Origin of the sequence: Salmonella sp. SA14318 (assembly GCF_029866905.1) — a bacterium.
Taxonomy (GTDB): domain Bacteria; phylum Pseudomonadota; class Gammaproteobacteria; order Enterobacterales; family Enterobacteriaceae; genus Salmonella; species Salmonella enterica.
This window is the reverse complement of record NZ_CP123282.1, coordinates 3,817,078-3,835,659: the sequence shown is the minus strand read 5'-3', so window position 1 is coordinate 3,835,659 and position 18,582 is coordinate 3,817,078. Positions and strand designations below refer to the sequence as shown.

The 18,582-nt window shown below is 52.9% G+C and carries 15 protein-coding genes; 8 read left to right on the top strand and 7 right to left on the bottom strand.

From position 1 onward, the window contains the following. Positions 1-4 precede the first annotated feature (4 nt). The 4 genes from citF (at position 5) to dapB (ending at position 3,963) form a co-directional block, all read left to right on the top strand. On the top strand, positions 5-1,525 hold the full coding sequence (gene citF, locus QEN32_RS18310) for a citrate lyase subunit alpha (protein WP_000665573.1): 1,521 nt from the start codon (positions 5-7) through the stop codon (positions 1,523-1,525). After that, the gene (gene citX / locus QEN32_RS18305) at positions 1,525-2,076 is read left to right on the top strand and encodes a citrate lyase holo-[acyl-carrier protein] synthase (RefSeq protein WP_000679050.1); all 552 of its coding nucleotides are present in this window, start codon (positions 1,525-1,527) and stop codon (positions 2,074-2,076) included. Before citF ends, citX begins: the two co-directional genes overlap by 1 nt. Further along, on the top strand, positions 2,054-2,962 hold the full coding sequence (gene citG, locus QEN32_RS18300) for a triphosphoribosyl-dephospho-CoA synthase CitG (RefSeq protein WP_001103238.1): 909 nt from the start codon (positions 2,054-2,056) through the stop codon (positions 2,960-2,962). Before citX ends, citG begins: the two co-directional genes overlap by 23 nt. A gap of 179 nt (positions 2,963-3,141) precedes the next feature. Further along, positions 3,142-3,963: a 4-hydroxy-tetrahydrodipicolinate reductase gene (gene dapB, locus QEN32_RS18295; RefSeq protein ID WP_000544032.1), complete on the top strand. Its 822-nt coding sequence runs from the start codon at positions 3,142-3,144 to the stop codon at positions 3,961-3,963. A gap of 126 nt (positions 3,964-4,089) precedes the next feature. Here the strand turns inward: dapB and QEN32_RS18290 are convergent, their stop codons facing one another. After that, a complete protein-coding gene (locus QEN32_RS18290; RefSeq protein WP_223228847.1) occupies positions 4,090-4,395 on the bottom strand; it encodes a hypothetical protein in 306 nt (101 codons plus the stop codon). Between the two features lie 608 nt (positions 4,396-5,003). Here QEN32_RS18290 and carA point away from each other — a divergent pair. The 3 genes from carA (at position 5,004) to caiF (ending at position 10,067) form a co-directional block, all read left to right on the top strand. Continuing rightward, a complete protein-coding gene (gene carA / locus QEN32_RS18285; protein WP_265322014.1) occupies positions 5,004-6,152 on the top strand; it encodes a glutamine-hydrolyzing carbamoyl-phosphate synthase small subunit in 1,149 nt (382 codons plus the stop codon). Positions 6,153-6,171: 19 nt separating this feature from the next. Beyond that, positions 6,172-9,399: a carbamoyl-phosphate synthase large subunit gene (gene carB / locus QEN32_RS18280; protein WP_001126307.1), complete on the top strand. Its 3,228-nt coding sequence runs from the start codon at positions 6,172-6,174 to the stop codon at positions 9,397-9,399. A 272-nt stretch (positions 9,400-9,671) separates the two neighbouring features. Next, positions 9,672-10,067 (top strand): carnitine metabolism transcriptional regulator CaiF, encoded by a 396-nt coding sequence (gene caiF / locus QEN32_RS18275; RefSeq protein WP_042312419.1) that lies wholly within the window; start codon positions 9,672-9,674, stop codon positions 10,065-10,067. 76 nt (positions 10,068-10,143) lie between these two features. Here caiF and caiE read toward each other — a convergent pair whose 3' ends face one another. From caiE to caiT, 6 genes are all read right to left on the bottom strand, one after another. Next, positions 10,144-10,740, bottom strand: a complete 597-nt coding sequence (gene caiE, locus QEN32_RS18270) for a carnitine operon protein CaiE (protein ID WP_137398494.1) — start codon at positions 10,738-10,740, stop codon at positions 10,144-10,146. A gap of 104 nt (positions 10,741-10,844) precedes the next feature. Beyond that, positions 10,845-11,630 (bottom strand): crotonobetainyl-CoA hydratase, encoded by a 786-nt coding sequence (gene caiD / locus QEN32_RS18265; RefSeq protein ID WP_265322013.1) that lies wholly within the window; start codon positions 11,628-11,630, stop codon positions 10,845-10,847. 53 nt (positions 11,631-11,683) lie between these two features. Next, a complete protein-coding gene (gene caiC, locus QEN32_RS18260; protein ID WP_265322012.1) occupies positions 11,684-13,237 on the bottom strand; it encodes a crotonobetaine/carnitine-CoA ligase in 1,554 nt (517 codons plus the stop codon). Positions 13,238-13,299: 62 nt separating this feature from the next. Continuing rightward, entirely contained in the window at positions 13,300-14,517 is a 1,218-nt protein-coding gene (gene caiB / locus QEN32_RS18255; protein ID WP_001016212.1) for an L-carnitine CoA-transferase, read from the bottom strand. A 111-nt stretch (positions 14,518-14,628) separates the two neighbouring features. After that, positions 14,629-15,771, bottom strand: a complete 1,143-nt coding sequence (gene caiA, locus QEN32_RS18250) for a crotonobetainyl-CoA dehydrogenase (RefSeq protein ID WP_000347134.1) — start codon at positions 15,769-15,771, stop codon at positions 14,629-14,631. Positions 15,772-15,805: 34 nt separating this feature from the next. Next, positions 15,806-17,323 carry an L-carnitine/gamma-butyrobetaine antiporter gene (caiT, locus tag QEN32_RS18245; RefSeq protein WP_000787073.1) on the bottom strand — a complete coding sequence of 506 codons (1,518 nt, stop codon included), beginning with the start codon at positions 17,321-17,323 and terminating at the stop codon, positions 15,806-15,808. A gap of 480 nt (positions 17,324-17,803) precedes the next feature. On the opposite strand from caiT, the gene QEN32_RS18240 reads away from it, so the two are divergent. Continuing rightward, positions 17,804-18,574, top strand: a complete 771-nt coding sequence (locus tag QEN32_RS18240) for an electron transfer flavoprotein FixA (RefSeq protein ID WP_265322011.1) — start codon at positions 17,804-17,806, stop codon at positions 18,572-18,574. Positions 18,575-18,582: the final 8 nt, after the last annotated feature.

Here is an 18,582-nt window from a genome sequence, read left to right as displayed (position 1 = left end):
AACCATGAAAGAGACTGTAACCATGCTCAACCAGCAATATGTCGTACCGGAAGGATTACAGCCCTACCAGGGGGTAACAGCGAACAGCCCGTGGCTTGCCAGTGAAACGGAAAAGCGTCGGCGTAAAATTTGTGACTCGCTTGAAGAGGCTATCCGTCGTTCCGGGCTTAAAAATGGCATGACGATATCCTTCCACCATGCGTTTCGTGGTGGCGACAAAGTCGTCAATATGGTGATGGCGAAGCTGGCGGAAATGGGATTCCGCGATCTGACGCTTGCCTCCAGCTCATTAATTGATGCCCACTGGCCGCTTATCGAACACATTAAAAATGGCGTGGTGCGGCAGATCTACACCTCCGGGCTGCGCGGCAAGTTAGGGGAAGAGATCTCCGCTGGCCTGATGGAAAACCCGGTACAGATCCACTCTCACGGCGGCCGCGTAAAGCTGATTCAGAGCGGTGAGCTGAATATTGATGTCGCTTTCCTCGGCGTGCCGTGCTGCGACGAATTTGGTAATGCGAACGGCTTTAGCGGCAAGTCACGCTGCGGCTCTTTGGGGTATGCGCAGGTTGATGCGCAGTACGCTAAATGTGTGGTGCTCCTGACTGAAGAGTGGGTCGAATTCCCCAATTATCCGGCCAGTATCGCGCAGGATCAGGTTGATTTGATCGTACAGGTGGACGAAGTAGGGGATCCGGAAAAAATCACCGCGGGCGCGATTCGTCTGTCCAGCAACCCGCGTGAACTGTTGATCGCCCGGCAGGCGGCCAATGTGATCGAACACTCAGGTTATTTTTGTGATGGTTTCTCGCTGCAAACCGGCACCGGTGGCGCTTCTCTGGCGGTCACCCGTTTCCTGGAAGACAAAATGCGTCGCCACAACATTACGGCGAGTTTTGGCTTGGGTGGGATCACCGGCACCATGGTGGATCTGCATGAGAAAGGGTTGATCAAAGCGCTGCTGGATACGCAATCATTCGATGGCGATGCAGCCCGTTCGCTGGCGCAGAATCCACATCATATTGAAATCTCAACCAATCAATACGCGAACCCCGCCTCTAAAGGCGCGGCATGTGAACGCCTGAATGTGGTGATGCTGAGCGCACTGGAAATTGACGTGAATTTCAACGTTAACGTGATGACCGGTTCAAACGGCGTACTGCGTGGCGCATCGGGCGGCCATAGCGACACTGCGGCAGGTGCGGATCTGACCATTATCACTGCGCCGCTGGTGCGCGGGCGTATTCCTTGCGTGGTAGAAAAGGTGCTGACTACCGTCACGCCAGGGGCAAGCGTTGATGTGCTGGTTACCGACCATGGTATTGCGGTGAACCCTGCGCGTCAGGATCTGCTTGATAACCTGCGTGCTGCGGGCGTGGCGCTGATGACCATCGAACAACTGCAACAGCGCGCCGAGCAACTGACGGGCAAACCGCAGCCGATTGAGTTTACCGATCGGGTGGTAGCTGTGGTGCGTTATCGCGACGGTTCAGTGATTGACGTGATTCGCCAGGTTAAAGGCTGATGAAGGGCACAGACCTGCTGTACCAGGGCCAGGCAGTTACGCTGGAGGAGATGCTACAAGCGCGCGATAAACGTGCCGCCAGGCAGCGTCAGGCGTTGAACTGCTATCGGCTACCGTTGATTTCCCTCACGCTGGTTGCACCGGGCGCCGTTAAAAACTCAGCGGTCTGGCGGCGTGTCGCCGATTACGCAATTGCCGAAATACTGGCGCTTTGCGAACAGAAGGAGTGGGTCAACGTCTGGGAAATGCAGGTAAATGAACGCAGCGGCCCGGAATGGATGGCAGCGGTCTGTGCGCCGGCAATGGCGTTGAAACAGCACATGTCGACACTAGAGATGAGCCATCCGTTAGGGCGGCTTTGGGACATCGACATTATTGATAGCGACGGTAAGTCGCTATCACGCCGTGAACTCGGGCATCCTGCCCGGCCATGTTTGATATGCCAGCAGGATGCTCATCTCTGTGCCCGGGGCAAGCATCACACCCTTGACCTTTTGTTGGATGAAATTGCACGAAGGATTGAATGCTATGAACGTGAGCGTTGTGACTGAACGGCGTACGCCAGCGTACTCATCGCTGGCGGCTGGCGAACTTAACGGGTTGGTTGCAAGAGCGCTGCTGACGGAAGCCAGGCTGACACCAAAACCCGGTCTGGTCGATATTCGTAATTCGGGAGCGCATAGGGATATGGATCTGGCGGCATTTGAACGTAGCACTACCGCCATTGCTCCATGGATGGAAAAGTTTTTTATCATGGGCAACAACACGGCGGCGCTGGCGGCAGAAAATGTCCTGGTGATGCTGCGTCCGCTGGGGATGGCCTGTGAGAACGATATGCTACAGGCGACCAATGGTGTGAATACCCATCGCGGGGCGATTTTCGCTTTTGGCCTGCTGAGCGCAGCGATTGGCCGACTTCTCGCGCGGGGAGAACCGTTGGAGCAAAATCGTATCTGCGACCAGGTTGCCCGCCTGAGTCGGAATATTGTTGCCCACGAGCTCTCAGCAAAAAAAGCGGGAAAACTGACAAAGAGTGAAACCCATTTCCAGTGTTATGGCCTGTCGGGCGCGCGGGGAGAAGCGGAAAGCGGTTTTCGAACCGTCAGAACGCAGGCTTTGCCGGTGTTTAACCGGGTCGTGCAGGAGCATGACGATACCCATCTTGCCCTGCTGCAAACATTGTTGCATCTGATGGCGTGGAATGATGATACCAATCTGGTGTCACGGGGAGGCCTGGAAGGGCTTTACTACGTGCAGCAGCAGGCACAAAAATTGTTGTGGCAAGGGGGCGTATTGGTTGAGGGGGGCATTGAAGCGATGCAGTCCCTCGATGATGAACTCATCCTGCGTAACTTAAGCCCTGGCGGTAGCGCGGATTTACTGGCAGTGACTTGGTTTTTAAGTCATTTTCCTGCCGGTTCCCTCTATCCTGAGTAAGTTTCTCTTCTTTCATTCTCTCCAGCAATGATTCATCCTGCGGGATGAATCATGTCTTTTACTGATATCGCTCCCTGTTTATCATTAATTTCTAATTATCGGCGATTTTAGATGGCGGCCTCCGGGCGCGCTGGTTACTCTGAAAACGGTTTACGCAATTTTTACAAAAGAGAATAGCTATGCATGAAGCACAAATCCGCGTCGCCATTGCCGGCGCCGGTGGCCGCATGGGACGGCAGTTAATCCAGGCCGCCATGGCGATGGAAGGTGTTCAGCTGGGTGCCGCGCTGGAGCGCGAAGGCTCTTCCTTGCTGGGCAGCGATGCTGGCGAACTGGCGGGGGCGGGAAAGTCCGGCGTGATCGTTCAAAGCAGCCTTGAGGCGGTAAAAGATGATTTTGACGTTTTCATCGATTTTACCCGTCCGGAAGGCACGTTGACGCATCTGGCGTTTTGCCGCCAGCATGGTAAAGGGATGGTGATTGGTACTACCGGCTTTGACGACGCCGGTAAACAGGCCATTCGCGAGGCGTCGCAAGAGATTGCGATCGTTTTCGCCGCAAACTTTAGCGTCGGCGTTAACGTCATGCTCAAGCTGCTGGAGAAAGCCGCGAAGGTAATGGGCGACTATAGCGATATTGAAATTATTGAAGCGCACCACCGCCATAAAGTGGATGCACCGTCGGGTACGGCGCTGGCAATGGGCGAGGCAATCGCCGGGGCGCTGGATAAAAATCTGAAGGACTGCGCGGTCTACTCGCGTGAAGGTTATACCGGCGAGCGCGTACCGGGCACGATTGGCTTTGCAACCGTACGCGCGGGCGACATCGTCGGCGAACATACCGCGATGTTTGCCGATATTGGCGAGCGCGTAGAGATTACGCATAAAGCTTCCAGCCGCATGACGTTTGCAAATGGCGCGTTGCGATCGGCGTTATGGCTAAAAACGAAGAAAAATGGGCTATTTGACATGCGGGATGTGCTGGGGCTGGATGTATTATAGCGACTAAATACCTTCGTGATGTGGTTGTGGTAATCAAGATTAATTGATTACAAAGGGCAATATATTATTGCCCTTTTGTTTTTTTGCCCCCGGTTATTCGGCCAGATAAATAACGCCTTTCACCATTCATGTTTCGACAGTTTCTTCGCCCACGACATGTTCTGCCGTTGTTTTCGCGTTAAGAATAGTCAGTTTAAAGACATCCGGGCCAACGGCATCCATTTGCGTGACGTAATTGCCATTACGATAAATGCGGTTAATTGGCCCTTCAGGCGCATCGGTACGGGTCATTACGTTCAACGGGAAAAAATTACTGCCTGAACTGACGTCACTCATATTCAGCCGCAGTGGCTTACCATATGCAAAATGCACCTCGACCAGACTGATAAGACTGATATCCATCGGGGGGGAGTGCTGTTCCACGGGGGGCATTTTATCTCTTTTGCTTCAATAGGTTAGCTTTTTTATGCTGTAGTGAGGCTGGTTGTGGTCCAATCGTATGCGCTAGTCTTAAAGAAAAAGAAGTTAAACCTTTATATAGCGATTGTAACTCTCATTACATTATCTTAATTTACTGTTTTTTGTTGGTTTTTTGATATGTTTGATTTGTTTTTTATTTTTTTAACGACTTGATTTTTAAAGTGTTTTTGTCGTTAGTTTGCTTAATTTAGAATTTTTATTCACTTAATAACATTAATGGTTATTAAATGAATTTTTATCGTTATTTTTTGTTGTTTTAATGTGAAATTTGACCATTTGGTCCACTTTTTATCATGCCAGCCACTTTTTTGCGAACTCAAGGAAGCGCAAGCGTTTTCTATCGTCACTTAGTTGATCTTTTTACCTATTAAACAGAATAACTTCCTTATAATGTGCAAAATAACATAAAAAATACCCTCTTTAAGTTGACTTTTATCCGGCTTAACTTCAGAATGCCGCCGTTTGCCAGAAATCCACGGGTAAGCAAATTTGCATTGCTTCATACTGACTGAATGAATTAATATGCAAATAAAGTGAGTGAATATTCTCTGGAGGGTGTTTTGATTAAGTCAGCGCTATTGGTTCTGGAAGACGGAACCCAGTTTCACGGTCGGGCCATTGGGGCAACGGGTTCGGCGGTTGGGGAAGTCGTTTTCAATACTTCAATGACCGGTTATCAAGAAATCCTCACTGATCCTTCCTATTCCCGCCAAATCGTCACTCTTACTTATCCCCATATTGGTAATGTCGGCACCAATGAAGCCGATGAAGAATCTTCTCAGGTTCATGCGCAAGGTTTAGTGATTCGCGATCTGCCGTTGATTGCCAGCAACTTCCGTAACACCGAAGACCTCTCTTCTTACCTCAAACGCCATAACATTGTGGCGATTGCTGATATCGATACCCGCAAGCTGACCCGACTGCTGCGTGAGAAAGGCGCACAGAACGGCTGCATCATTGCAGGCGATAGCCCGGATGCGAAGCTGGCGCTGGAAAAAGCGAAAGCATTTCCTGGACTTAACGGTATGGATCTGGCGAAAGAAGTGACCACGACGGAAACTTACCGCTGGACGCAGGGTAGCTGGACGCTGAAAGACGGTTTACCGGAAGCGAAATCTGAGGATGACCTGCCGTTCCATGTGGTGGCCTATGATTTCGGCGCCAAACGCAACATCCTGCGCATGCTGGTGGATCGCGGCTGCCGCCTGACGGTGGTGCCAGCGCAAACCTCTGCTGAAGAGGTGCTGAAAATGAATCCGGACGGCATCTTCCTGTCGAACGGCCCTGGCGACCCGGCTCCGTGCGACTACGCCATCGAGGCGATTAAGAAATTCCTCCAGACCGACATTCCTGTGTTCGGCATCTGCCTCGGCCATCAGCTGCTGGCGCTGGCGAGCGGTGCGAAGACCATCAAGATGAAATTTGGTCACCACGGTGGTAACCACCCGGTGAAAGACCTGGACAGAAACGTGGTGATGATCACCGCGCAGAACCACGGCTTTGCGGTTGATGAGGACTCGCTGCCAGCCAATCTGCGCGTAACCCACAAGTCGCTGTTCGACGGCACCCTGCAGGGCATTCACCGTACCGACAAACCGGCGTTCAGCTTCCAGGGACACCCGGAGGCGAGCCCGGGCCCGCACGATGCGGCGCCGCTGTTCGACCACTTTATCGAGCTTATTGAGCAATACCGTCAGTCCGCGAAATAATCAGGAGTAAATAAGAGCCATGCCAAAACGTACAGATATAAAAAGCATCCTGATTCTGGGCGCGGGCCCGATTGTTATCGGTCAGGCGTGTGAGTTTGACTACTCCGGCGCTCAGGCGTGTAAAGCGCTGCGCGAAGAAGGCTACCGCGTTATTCTGGTGAACTCCAACCCGGCCACCATCATGACCGACCCGGAAATGGCCGATGCCACCTACATCGAGCCGATTCACTGGGAAGTGGTGCGCAAAATCATTGAAAAAGAGCGTCCGGATGCAGTGCTGCCGACCATGGGCGGCCAGACCGCGCTGAACTGCGCGCTGGAGCTGGAGCGGCAGGGCGTGCTCGAAGAGTTCGGCGTCACCATGATTGGTGCGACCGCCGACGCCATTGATAAAGCCGAAGACCGTCGTCGCTTCGATATCGCCATGAAGAAAATTGGTCTCGACACCGCGCGTTCCGGTATCGCGCACACCATGGAAGAAGCGCTGGCGGTTGCCGCTGACGTGGGCTTCCCGTGCATCATCCGTCCGTCCTTTACCATGGGCGGCACCGGCGGCGGTATCGCTTACAACCGTGAAGAGTTCGAAGAAATCTGCGAACGCGGTCTGGACCTCTCGCCAACCAACGAGCTGCTGATTGATGAATCGCTGATCGGCTGGAAAGAGTACGAGATGGAAGTGGTGCGTGATAAAAACGACAACTGCATCATCGTCTGCTCCATCGAAAACTTCGATGCGATGGGTATCCATACCGGCGACTCCATCACCGTGGCGCCCGCCCAGACCCTGACCGACAAAGAGTACCAAATCATGCGTAACGCCTCGATGGCGGTACTGCGTGAAATCGGCGTTGAAACCGGCGGTTCTAACGTCCAGTTCGCAGTGAACCCGAAAAACGGTCGTCTGATCGTTATCGAAATGAACCCGCGCGTCTCCCGCTCCTCGGCGCTGGCGTCGAAAGCCACCGGTTTCCCGATTGCCAAAGTGGCGGCCAAACTGGCGGTGGGTTATACCCTCGACGAGCTGATGAACGACATCACCGGTGGCCGTACGCCGGCCTCCTTCGAGCCGTCCATCGACTATGTGGTTACTAAAATTCCGCGCTTTAACTTTGAGAAATTCGCCGGTGCTAACGACCGTCTGACCACCCAGATGAAATCGGTCGGGGAAGTGATGGCGATTGGCCGCACGCAGCAGGAATCCCTGCAGAAAGCGCTGCGCGGCCTGGAAGTGGGCGCTACCGGCTTCGACCCGAAAGTCAGCCTTGACGACCCGGAAGCTCTGACCAAAATCCGCCGCGAGCTGAAAGATGCGGGCGCAGATCGTATCTGGTATATCGCCGATGCCTTCCGCGCAGGCCTCTCCGTCGACGGCGTGTTCAACCTGACCAACATCGACCGCTGGTTCCTGGTGCAGATTGAAGAGCTGGTGCGTCTGGAAGAGAAAGTGGCTGAAGTCGGGATTACTGGCCTCAACGCCGACTTCCTGCGTCAGCTGAAGCGTAAAGGGTTTGCCGATGCGCGTCTGGCGAAACTGGCGGGCGTACGCGAAGCGGAAATCCGTAAGCTGCGTGACCAGTATGACTTGCATCCGGTCTACAAGCGTGTGGATACCTGCGCGGCGGAATTCGCCACCGATACCGCCTACATGTACTCCACTTATGAAGATGAGTGCGAAGCGAACCCGTCCGTTGACCGCGACAAAATCATGGTCCTCGGCGGCGGCCCGAACCGTATCGGCCAGGGCATTGAGTTTGACTACTGCTGCGTACACGCCTCGCTGGCGCTGCGCGAAGACGGTTACGAGACCATCATGGTCAACTGTAACCCGGAAACCGTCTCTACCGACTACGACACTTCCGACCGCCTGTACTTCGAGCCGGTGACGCTGGAAGACGTGCTGGAAATCGTGCGTATCGAGAAGCCGAAAGGCGTTATCGTGCAGTACGGCGGCCAGACCCCGCTGAAGCTGGCGCGCGCGCTGGAAGCGGCAGGCGTGCCGGTTATCGGCACCAGCCCGGACGCCATCGACCGCGCGGAAGACCGCGAGCGCTTCCAGCACGCGGTTGACCGTCTGAAGCTGAAGCAACCGGCCAACGCCACCGTCACCGCCATTGAACAGGCTGTCGAAAAAGCGAAAGAGATCGGCTACCCGCTGGTGGTACGTCCTTCTTACGTGCTGGGCGGTCGGGCGATGGAAATTGTCTATGACGAAGCCGACCTGCGTCGCTACTTCCAGACGGCGGTCAGCGTGTCTAACGATGCGCCGGTGCTGCTGGACCGCTTCCTTGATGACGCGGTTGAAGTGGACGTGGACGCTATCTGCGACGGCGAAATGGTGCTGATTGGCGGCATTATGGAGCATATTGAGCAGGCGGGCGTACACTCCGGCGACTCCGCCTGTTCCCTGCCAGCCTACACCCTGAGCCAGGAAATTCAGGATGTGATGCGCCAGCAGGTGCAGAAGCTGGCCTTCGAGTTGCAGGTGCGCGGCCTGATGAACGTGCAGTTTGCGGTCAAGGACAACGAAGTCTACCTGATTGAAGTCAACCCGCGTGCGGCGCGTACCGTACCGTTCGTCTCCAAAGCCACCGGCGTTCCGCTGGCGAAAGTGGCGGCGCGCGTGATGGCCGGCAAATCGCTGACCGAGCAGGGCGTGACCAAAGAAATTATCCCGCCGTACTACTCGGTGAAAGAAGTGGTGTTGCCGTTTAACAAATTCCCGGGCGTTGACCCGCTGTTAGGGCCAGAAATGCGCTCCACCGGGGAAGTGATGGGCGTCGGCCGTACCTTCGCGGAAGCGTTCGCTAAGGCGCAGCTGGGCAGTAACTCCACCATGAAGAAACAGGGCCGTGCGCTGCTCTCCGTCCGCGAAGGCGACAAAGAGCGCGTGGTGGATCTCGCCGCCAAGCTGCTGAAACAGGGCTTTGAGCTGGATGCCACCCACGGTACCGCGATTGTGCTGGGCGAAGCCGGTATCAACCCGCGTCTGGTGAACAAGGTGCATGAAGGTCGTCCGCACATTCAGGACCGTATCAAGAATGGCGAATACACCTACATCATCAACACCACCGCAGGTCGCCGCGCGATTGAAGACTCCAGGGTGATTCGCCGCAGCGCGCTGCAGTATAAAGTGCATTATGACACCACGCTGAACGGCGGTTTTGCAACGACGATGGCGCTCAATGCCGATGCCACCGAGAAGGTAACCTCGGTGCAGGAAATGCACGCGCAGATCAAAAAGTCGTAAACAAAGGGTCCGGCGGATATTGCTCTAACCGGACCTGTAATATAATGTTGAAAGGGTTTCTGTAAAGAAACCCTTTTTTTATCTTGCGTAAGGTCATTCCTGGAGAAGTCCGTTTCCGTAACCACATTTTCAATGTAATAAGCACGATATTGCTCACACTAATCAACATTCAAGTCGCATACTATCTTTATATCCACAATTTTAATATGGCTTAGTTTTTATTAATTTGGACAGGCCGTAGCCAGATTTTTAATTTGTGAAATGGTGTGCTTATGTGTGAAAAATATGTTGAAAGACCGCTTTATTTGTTAATTGCTGACTGGATGATGGCAGAGGACCGATGGATTACTGCCAAGGAGATTTCCCGTCAATTTGATATTGAACACTGCAAAGCAATTAATACGCTCTCCTATATTCTGTCAGAAGTGGGGGAAATTGTTTGTGAAGTGAAGATGATCCCTAACCAGATTGCAGGACGAGGCTGTCAGTGCCAGCGTCTGGTGAAAGTCGTGAGTATTGATTCTCATCTCTATCGCCGATTGAATCATAATTTGCAGGAAAGAAAAGTGAGCGTGGCGAAAACCCCGCGCCTGTCAGCGGTTCCTCCAACAGAGCTTAACCGTGAGCAGAAATGGCAGATGATGCTGTCAAAAAGTATGCGTCGCTAATTGTCTGTTTACCTGATGGCAGTGTAAACGGTGATTGACGCGTAGGCCGGATAAGCGTGAGCGCATCCGGCATCAATTACTGTGCTGATTTTGGCTTTACGTCCGTCGTGCCTTTCAGGCGCGGCCGGTTTTCTTCGACCTGCGTTAACGGCTTCGTTTCAGATAACCCCGTTCGACAGCGGACCGCAAGATCCTGATATTCTTTGGTGTTGAGGCGTTTCCAGTGCAGCTCCTGGTCCGTGACCTGGCGTAGTACGCGCGCAGGTGAACCCACCAGCATCTGCCTTGCCTCACCCTGAAATCCGGCTTTGACAAAACTCATGGCGGCGACAATGCTCTCTTCGCCAATCACTGCGCCGTCCATAATGACGCTGTTCATGCCGACCAGGGCGTCCCGTCCCACCACGCAGCCATGTAGAATAGCGCCGTGGCCGATATGGCCGTTTTCATGCACGATGGTATCGGTATCGCAGTAGCCATGCATAATGCAGCCATCCTGCAGATTAGAGCCTGCCTCCAGGATCAGGCGACCATAATCCCCACGCAATGACGCGAGTGGGCCAATATAAACACCAGCACCCACGATGACATCGCCAATCAGCACGGCGCTGGGATGGACAAACGCGTCCGGGTGCACCACCGGGATCAGTCCTTCAAAGGCGTAATAGCTCATAGTTGTACCTCAGTTTTTTTGCCGGATGGCGCTTCGCTTATTCGGCCTACGGTTGCGCATGTGCTGTAGGCCGGATAAGCGAAGCGCCATCCGGCATAGTCACATTAACGACCTTTCCACACCGGATCGCGTTTTTCGGCAAATGCCAGCGGTCCTTCGAGCGCATCTTCTGAATGCAGTACCGACGGATAATGCTTCAGCACGCCGCTGCGGATGTAGCGGTAGCCTTCTTCTACCGGCATTTCGCTGGTCGCGCGATAAATCTCTTTCAGCGCCGCGATAGCCAGCGGAGCGCTATTGACCAGTTGTTGCGCCAGTTCGCGCGCGCTATCCATTAGTTCGTTCTGGCTGACAACGCGGTTCACGATCCCCCAACGCAGCGCTTCTTCGGCGCTCATTCGTCTGCCGGTCATTACCATTTCGTTGACGATAGCCGGTGGCAGCAGCTTAGGCAGACGCAATACGCCGCCGCTGTCAGGCACGATGCCGAGCTTGGCTTCCGGCAGCGCGAAGCTGGCGTTTTCGGCGCAGACAATAAAGTCTGCCGCCAGCGCCAGCTCAAAACCGCCGCCAAACGCGTAGCCGTTCACCGCGGCGATGACCGGCTTATCGAGGTCAAATATTTCGGTTAAACCAGCAAAGCCGCCGGGACCAAAATCGGCATCCGGCGCTTCACCTTCCGCTGCCGCTTTTAAGTCCCAGCCAGCAGAAAAGAATTTCTCCCCGCCGCCGGTAATGATTGCTACGCGTAATTCCGGGTCGTCACGGAAATTAAGAAAAGCTTCACCCATCGCAAAACTGGTTTTCGCGTCAATGGCATTCGCTTTAGGTCGGTCGAGGGTAATTTCCAGGATCGGGCCGTTACGGGTCAGATGTAATGATTCACTCATAGTTCATCTCCAGATAAATAGTTTCCCGGCGGGAGGGATTCCTGCCGGAAGGTTTATTTCAGATTTTTTTTGATTATTTTTCCTGAACAATTGCGCGGCAGGTCGGTTCTGATCTCCATAAAAGAGGGAACCTTGAATTTCGCCATATTGTTTTCGCAAAAGCTGAAAAACTCGGCTTCGCTTAATGTTTCACCTTCATTAAGGACGATAAACGCTTTAATGGCCTCATCACGGATCGCGTCTTTAATACCAACCACCACAATGTCCTGAATTTTCGGATGCGCAGAAATAATATTTTCCAGCTCGACGCAGGAGACATTTTCCCCGCCGCGTTTAATCATGTTGCAGCGTCTGTCGACAAAATAGAAATAGCCATCCTCATCCTGGTAACCCGAATCACCGGTATGTAACCAGCCCTCAGGTTCCAGCGCTTTGGCGGTAGCCTCCGGCTGCATGTAATACTCTTTGAAGATAGTCTTGCCGGGGATGCCTTTAATACAGATTTCGCCAATTTCTCCGGCGGGCAGCGGGCGATTTTGATCGTCGCGAATTTCAGCTTCATAGCTAAAACCCACGCGACCAATGGAGGGCCAGCGTCGTTTGTCTCCGGGACGGTCGCCGATAATACCGACGATGGTTTCAGTCATACCGTAGGAGGTCAGCAGCCTGACGCCAAAGCGTTCGGTAAAATCGTCTTTTTCCTGCTCGGATAAATTGAGATAGAACATCACTTCGCGCAGGTGATGCTGCCTGTCCGTTGGTGCGGCGGGCTGGACCATCAGCGTGCGGATCATCATCGGGATGCACTCGGTCACCGTCGCCTGATATTTACGTACCTGATCCCAGAAGGCCCTGGCACTGTACTTCTCTAGCAGCACAAAGGTGCTGCCAGCGGAGAATGCAGGCATTGCGGCGGTACACTGACAATCGATATGAAACGCGGGCATCACCGTCATGTACACGTCATCATCGCGCAGGGCGATTTGCCAGGCAGAGTAGTAGCCTGCAAAACGCAGGTTATAGTGGGTAATCACCACCCCTTTTGGACGCGAGGTGGTACCGGAGGTAAACAGAATTTCCGCCGTATCGTCAGTGGATAACACGGGCGTATAGCACAGCGTGGCCGACTGGCGTGCTTGCAGTTGGGAAAAGTGGCTCACGCCATCGTCAGCCGGAAGCTGCTCGCCAATCAGACAGATATGATTAAGCGGAGTGTTCTTGTCCTGGCGTATTTCACGGTACATAGGATAAAACTGGGCGCTGGTAACCAGCAGGCTCACCTGGCTGTTTTGCAGGATCCAGGCACTTTCTTCGCCCAGTAAGCGGGCATTAATCGGCACCATAATGGCGCCGATTTTTGCCAGTCCAAACCAGCAAAAGATGAATTCCGGACAGTTATCCAGATGCAGCGCGACCCTATCACCCTTGCGGATCCCTAAGGAGTAAAAAAGGTTCGCCGTGCGGTTAATCTCTTCATTGAGCGAAGCATAGCTAAACTGCCGAACGATTCCCTCACAGGATTCGAAAATTAACGCCGTTTTATCTCCATACACCCCGGCCAGGTCGTCCCACATCTGACGTAAGTTTTGTCCGCCAACGATATCCATATTGCTTTATCCACTGAAATCAGGCGTGAGCGCTAACCGGAAAACCGATTAGCGCATCGCGTTTAATCCTCAACTTTGGCCAGGCCTTTGCCGACCAGTTCCTTAATATCTGCTTCGCTATAACCAATGTTTTTCAGAATGGCGGCGGTATCCATGCCGTGTGACGGCATGCCACGCCAGATTTTCCCCGGGTTGTTTTTAAATTTCGGCATGATGTTCGGCCCTTTACAGGTGCGACCGTCCATTGTTTGCCACTGAGTAATCGATTCGCGGGCAACGTACTGCGGATTACCTTCCAGTTCCGGAATGGTGAGCACCTTCGCACAGGCGATATTCAGCTCAGCAAAGCGCGCCTGAACGTCGGCGATAGTGTGTGTTGCCAGCCAGGCGTCCAGTTTCTCTTCGACGAGCGGGCCGTAAGGGCATTCCACGCGATGGATGAGCTGCGTGCCTTCCGGAACTTCCGGCGTACCGAGAATATGGGCCAGGCCAATATCTTTAAAACACTCGTTGATTTGCGTGATGCCGACCAACTCCATGACGATGTAACCATCGGCGCATTTATACAGGCCGCAACCGGCGTAGTAGGGGTCTTTCCCTTTCGTCATACGTGGACAGATTTCGCCGCCGTTGAAGTAGTCCATCATGAAGTACTGACCCATGCGCAGCATCACTTCGTACATGGCGATATCGATGCTTTCACCTTTACCCGTTTCGCGTACTTTGTGCAGGGCTGCCAGCGCGGCTGTCGTCGCGGTCATCCCGGAGAAGTAATCGGCGGTATACGGGAAGGCTGGCATCGGCTGATCAACGTCGCCGTTTTGGATCAGATAACCACTGAATGCCTGCGCGATGGTGTTATACGCCGGAAGATTGGTGTACTCCTCGGTACCATACTGGCCGAAGCCGGAAAGGTGGGCAATGACCAGTTTCGGGTTATGCTCCCACAGCACTTCATCAGTAATACCACGGCGGGCAAAGGCCGGGCCTTTACTGGCTTCAATGAAAATATCGGTGGTTTCCATCAGTTTCAGAAACGCTTCCCGACCTTCATCTTTGAAAATATTCAACGACAGGGCGTGCAGGTTGCGGCGTGAGAGCTGCGGGTAGTTAGGCTGTACGCGGATGGTATCGGCCCATGCGACGTTTTCAATCCAGATAACCTCGGCGCCCCATTCGGCGAACATCTGTCCGGCGAATGGACCGGCGATTTCGATTCCTGAAAAAACAACGCGTACCCCAGCAAGCGGGCCAAAGGTTGGCATTGGTAAATGATTCATCATTTTTCTCCTGGCATTTTTTGCGGTATGTAGGCCGGATAAGCACAGCGCCATCCGGCATGATTGCCTGATGTCGACGCCCCGCGTCTTATCAGGCCTACAAGGGATCGATTAGCGGTATTGCTTGAGTACCGCACGACCCAACGTCAGGATCTGCATTTCGTCAGAACCACCAGAAACACGGTCAACGCGCAGGTCACGCCAGAAACGCGTGATGCGGTGGTTGCCCGCGATACCAACACCTCCCAGTACCTGCATGGCGGTGTCTACCACTTCAAACGCGGCGTTGGCGCAGAAGTATTTGCACATTGCCGCGTCGCCGGAGGTAATCGTGCCGTTATCCGCTTTCCACGCGGCTTCCAGCAGCATATTTTTCATGGAGTTCAGTTTGATCGCCATATGCGCAAACTTCTCCTGAATCAGCTGGAAACGGCCAATAGCTTCACCAAACTGCACGCGCTGATTCGCGTAACGCGCAGCGTCTTCAAAAGCGCACATTGCGGTACCGTAGTTGGTCAGCGCGACGAGGAAGCGCTCATGGTCAAACTCTTCTTTCACGCGGTTGAAGCCGTTACCTTCCCGACCGAACATGTCTTTCTCGTCCAGTTCAACGTCGTCAAAGGTGATTTCACAGCAGCTGTCCATGCGCAGACCGAGTTTCTCCAGTTTGTTGACCTTGATACCTGCTTTGCTCATGTCCACAAACCACTCGGTGTAAACCGGTTTATCCGGCGATGCACCGTCTCTCGCCATGACCACGATGTACGGGGTATAGGCGCTACTGGTGATAAAGCACTTACTGCCATTGAGATAAACCTTACCATTTTTGCGCGTATAAGTGGTTTTCAGACTACCAACATCCGATCCCGCTCCTGGTTCGGTGATAGCAGAGTTCCACATCTGCTTACCGGTGCCCCGGAAGGCCATGATTTTATCAATTTGCTCCTGAGTCCCTTCACGCAGGAAAGTGTTAAAACCTCCTGGCAATTGGTACAACACGTAAGTTGGCGCGCCAAGACGTCCCAGCTCCATCCAGACGGCGGCGACGGTAACAAAACCCGCTTCCAGACCGCCGTGTTCCTCCGGGATCAGCAGGCTATCAATACCCATATCCGCCAGCGCTTTTACAAAACGCTCAGGGTAGACGCTGTCACGATCGCACTCGGCAAAATAAGCTTCCCAGTTCTCACTGGCCATCAGTTCGCGAATACCGGCGACAAACAGCTCCTGTTCGTCATTTAAGTTGAAATCCATCTTTCAGCCTCTTGATCAATTGGGTTAATAAGAATTACTTGTCTTTCCAGTGCACTTTGGCGTCTTTAATAAAGGACAGCGTCACCATAATGTTGACGAAGAACAGCGGACATCCTCCGGCGATAATCGCGGTCTGAATCGGCTTCAACCCACCCAGCGCCAGCAGAACGATACCGATGATGCCGACCAGCACCGACCAGCCGATACGCACTAACAGAGGCGGCTCTTCACCATCGCGAACTTCACGACAGGTCGACATCGCCAGGGTGTAAGAGCAGGCGTTAATCAGCGTGACGGTGGCAATAAAGCAGAGGATGAAGAAGCCCCACATGGTGGCGGTGCTGAGCGGCAAGGCGGCCCAGGTTTCGATAATGGCGCGCGCCACGCCGTGTTGCTCAATCAGTTGCGGAATGTTGAGGATGTTTTTATCCATCAGCAGCAGCGTGTTGCTGCCCAGCACTGTCCACAGGATCCAGGTAGACGCGGTCAGGCCCATCACCATCCCGAAGCACAGTTCACGTACGGTACGACCACGGGAAATACGGGCCAGGAAGATACTCATCTGGATGGCGTAAATAACCCACCACGCCCAGTAGAAAACGGTCCAGCCCTGTGGGAAGCCGCCTTTACCGATGGCGTCGGTATAGAACAGCATCCGTGGCAGGTGCATTAACAGCATCCCGACGGAGTCGGTGAAGTAGTTCATGATGAAGCTGGCGCCGCTGACGATAAACACCCAGCCGAGCATCAGGAAGCTCAGGTAGCTACGCACATCGCTGGCGATTCTGACCCCTTTTTGCAGGCCGCAGGCCACGCAAATCGCGTTCAGAATGATCCAGCAGGTAATGATGATGGCATCCAATTGCAGCGTATGCGGAATACCGAACAGCCATTGCATACACTCGGTGACCAGCGGGGTAGCCAGACCGAGGCTGGTGCCCATCGCGAAGATCAGCGCCACCAGGTAGAAGTTATCGACGATGGTACCGAACAACCCTTTCGCATGCTTTTCACCGACGAGCGGTACCAGCGTGGAGCTGGGGCGGATGACATCCATCTTGCGTACAAAGAAGAAGTAGGCGAAGGCCACGGAAAGGAAGCTATAGGTTGCCCACGGTAGCGGCCCCCAGTGGAACAGGCTGTACGCCAGGCCTATCTCTTTCGCGCCGGTGGAGTTTGGTTCCAGGCCGAACGGCGGGGTGGAGATATAGTAGTAGATCTCAATAGAGCCCCAGAACAGAACCGCAGCGGATGTACAGGAGGCGAACATCATGAAAATCCAGCTGGCGGTGCTAAACTCCGGTTTTTCGTCACCTAATCTCTTTTTGGCATAGGGGCCAAAAACCAGCCAGAACCAGCCGAAGAGCATGACGACCATATACCATTCAAATGCCCAACCCCAGACGTTGGTGACATAACTGAATACCGCATTAATAACGACGTTAGCGGCATCAAGATCTCTGACTGTTAGCCAGCAAAGTATCCCGACAATTATTAATGGCGGAAAAAAAACCTTCGGTTCAATTCCCGATTTTTTCTTTTCATTTTTCATAAGTGAATTCCAGTGTGAAAACGAAATTTATTTAGCGTGCCAGTCCATGAACGTTTGTTTATTTATTATTAATGATTTGTTGATAAGTTTTTAACCTCTGGGACGCCTCAATGAGTAACTCATGATGGGTATTCACTTCGGGTGATTCTGTTATCTTCGTCACACTTTTTTGCGTTGATTATTTTGTGTCTAAATTTTGATTTTTTCTTTATTTATCAATTAATTGGTTGTGGTTTTTTAACTTTTTTAAGTATCTGGCGTTCAATATTGTTGAGCCAGCAAACAATATTGAAAATTTTCATATTTGGCATATTTCTTTCAATATTGGTGAGGTGCGTAACACTATTGAAAGTTACGAATATCAATGTGTGACATTTTCAATATTGGTGATTAAGGTTTTATTTCTGAATTAAAGAGCGTGATATCTGTATTTAACACCGCCGATATAAATACGTTTCCTTCATGATTTCTGGAGATGCAATGAAGATAATTACTTGCTACAAATGCGTACCTGATGAGCAGGATATTGCGATTAATAATGCTGACGGAACACTCGATTTCAGCAAAGCGGATAGCAAAATCAGCCAATATGATCTGAATGCAATTGAAGCTGCTTGCCAGTTAAAACAGCAGTTGGGAGACGTTCAGGTTGTCGCCATGAGCGTTGGCGGCAAAGCGCTGACTAATGCAAAAGGGCGCAAAGATGTCCTCTCTCGTGGCCCTGATGAACTGATTGTGGTCATTGACGATCAATTTGAGCAGGCGCTGCCGCAACACACCGCTACCGCGCTGGCCGCCGCGGCGCAAAAATCAGGTTTCGATCTACTTATCTGCGGCGACGGTTCTTCCGATCTTTATGCTCAGCAGGTTGGTTTGCTGGTGGGCGAAGCGCTGAACATTCCGGCGATTAACGGCGTGAGTAAAATCCTCTCTCTTACCGACAGCACATTGACGGTAGAACGCGAACTGGAAGATGAAGTTGAAACGCTGAGCATCCCGCTCCCGGCGGTGATCGCGGTTTCCACCGACATTAACACCCCACAAATCCCTTCGATGAAAGCCATTCTTGGCGCGGCGAAAAAACCGGTTCAGGTCTGGTCGCCTGCGGATATCGGGCTGAACAGCATATCCGCGTATTCCGCACAACAGGTTGCCGCACCGAAGCAGCGCGAGCGTCAGCGTGTGGTGATTGAAGGTGACGGTGAAGAACAAATCGCCGCGTTTGTCGAGAATCTGCGCAAAATCATTTAATTATCAGG

What these genes read in the sequence shown, in the direction of transcription:
- caiC (WP_265322012.1), bottom strand. Translation starts at nt 13,237, where the DNA reads ATGGATATCGTTGGCGGACAAAACTTACGTCAGATGTGGGACGACCTG.
- dapB (WP_000544032.1), top strand. Translation starts at nt 3,142, where the DNA reads ATGCATGAAGCACAAATCCGCGTCGCCATTGCCGGCGCCGGTGGCCGC.
- caiD (WP_265322013.1), bottom strand. Translation starts at nt 11,630, where the DNA reads ATGAGTGAATCATTACATCTGACCCGTAACGGCCCGATCCTGGAAATT.
- QEN32_RS18240 (WP_265322011.1), top strand. Translation starts at nt 17,804, where the DNA reads ATGAAGATAATTACTTGCTACAAATGCGTACCTGATGAGCAGGATATT.
- caiA (WP_000347134.1), bottom strand. Translation starts at nt 15,771, where the DNA reads ATGGATTTCAACTTAAATGACGAACAGGAGCTGTTTGTCGCCGGTATT.
- citX (WP_000679050.1), top strand. Translation starts at nt 1,525, where the DNA reads ATGAAGGGCACAGACCTGCTGTACCAGGGCCAGGCAGTTACGCTGGAG.
- citF (WP_000665573.1), top strand. Translation starts at nt 5, where the DNA reads ATGAAAGAGACTGTAACCATGCTCAACCAGCAATATGTCGTACCGGAA.
- caiT (WP_000787073.1), bottom strand. Translation starts at nt 17,323, where the DNA reads ATGAAAAATGAAAAGAAAAAATCGGGAATTGAACCGAAGGTTTTTTTT.
- caiE (WP_137398494.1), bottom strand. Translation starts at nt 10,740, where the DNA reads ATGAGCTATTACGCCTTTGAAGGACTGATCCCGGTGGTGCACCCGGAC.
- QEN32_RS18290 (WP_223228847.1), bottom strand. Translation starts at nt 4,395, where the DNA reads ATGCCCCCCGTGGAACAGCACTCCCCCCCGATGGATATCAGTCTTATC.
- caiB (WP_001016212.1), bottom strand. Translation starts at nt 14,517, where the DNA reads ATGAATCATTTACCAATGCCAACCTTTGGCCCGCTTGCTGGGGTACGC.
- citG (WP_001103238.1), top strand. Translation starts at nt 2,054, where the DNA reads ATGAACGTGAGCGTTGTGACTGAACGGCGTACGCCAGCGTACTCATCG.
- caiF (WP_042312419.1), top strand. Translation starts at nt 9,672, where the DNA reads ATGTGTGAAAAATATGTTGAAAGACCGCTTTATTTGTTAATTGCTGAC.
- carB (WP_001126307.1), top strand. Translation starts at nt 6,172, where the DNA reads ATGCCAAAACGTACAGATATAAAAAGCATCCTGATTCTGGGCGCGGGC.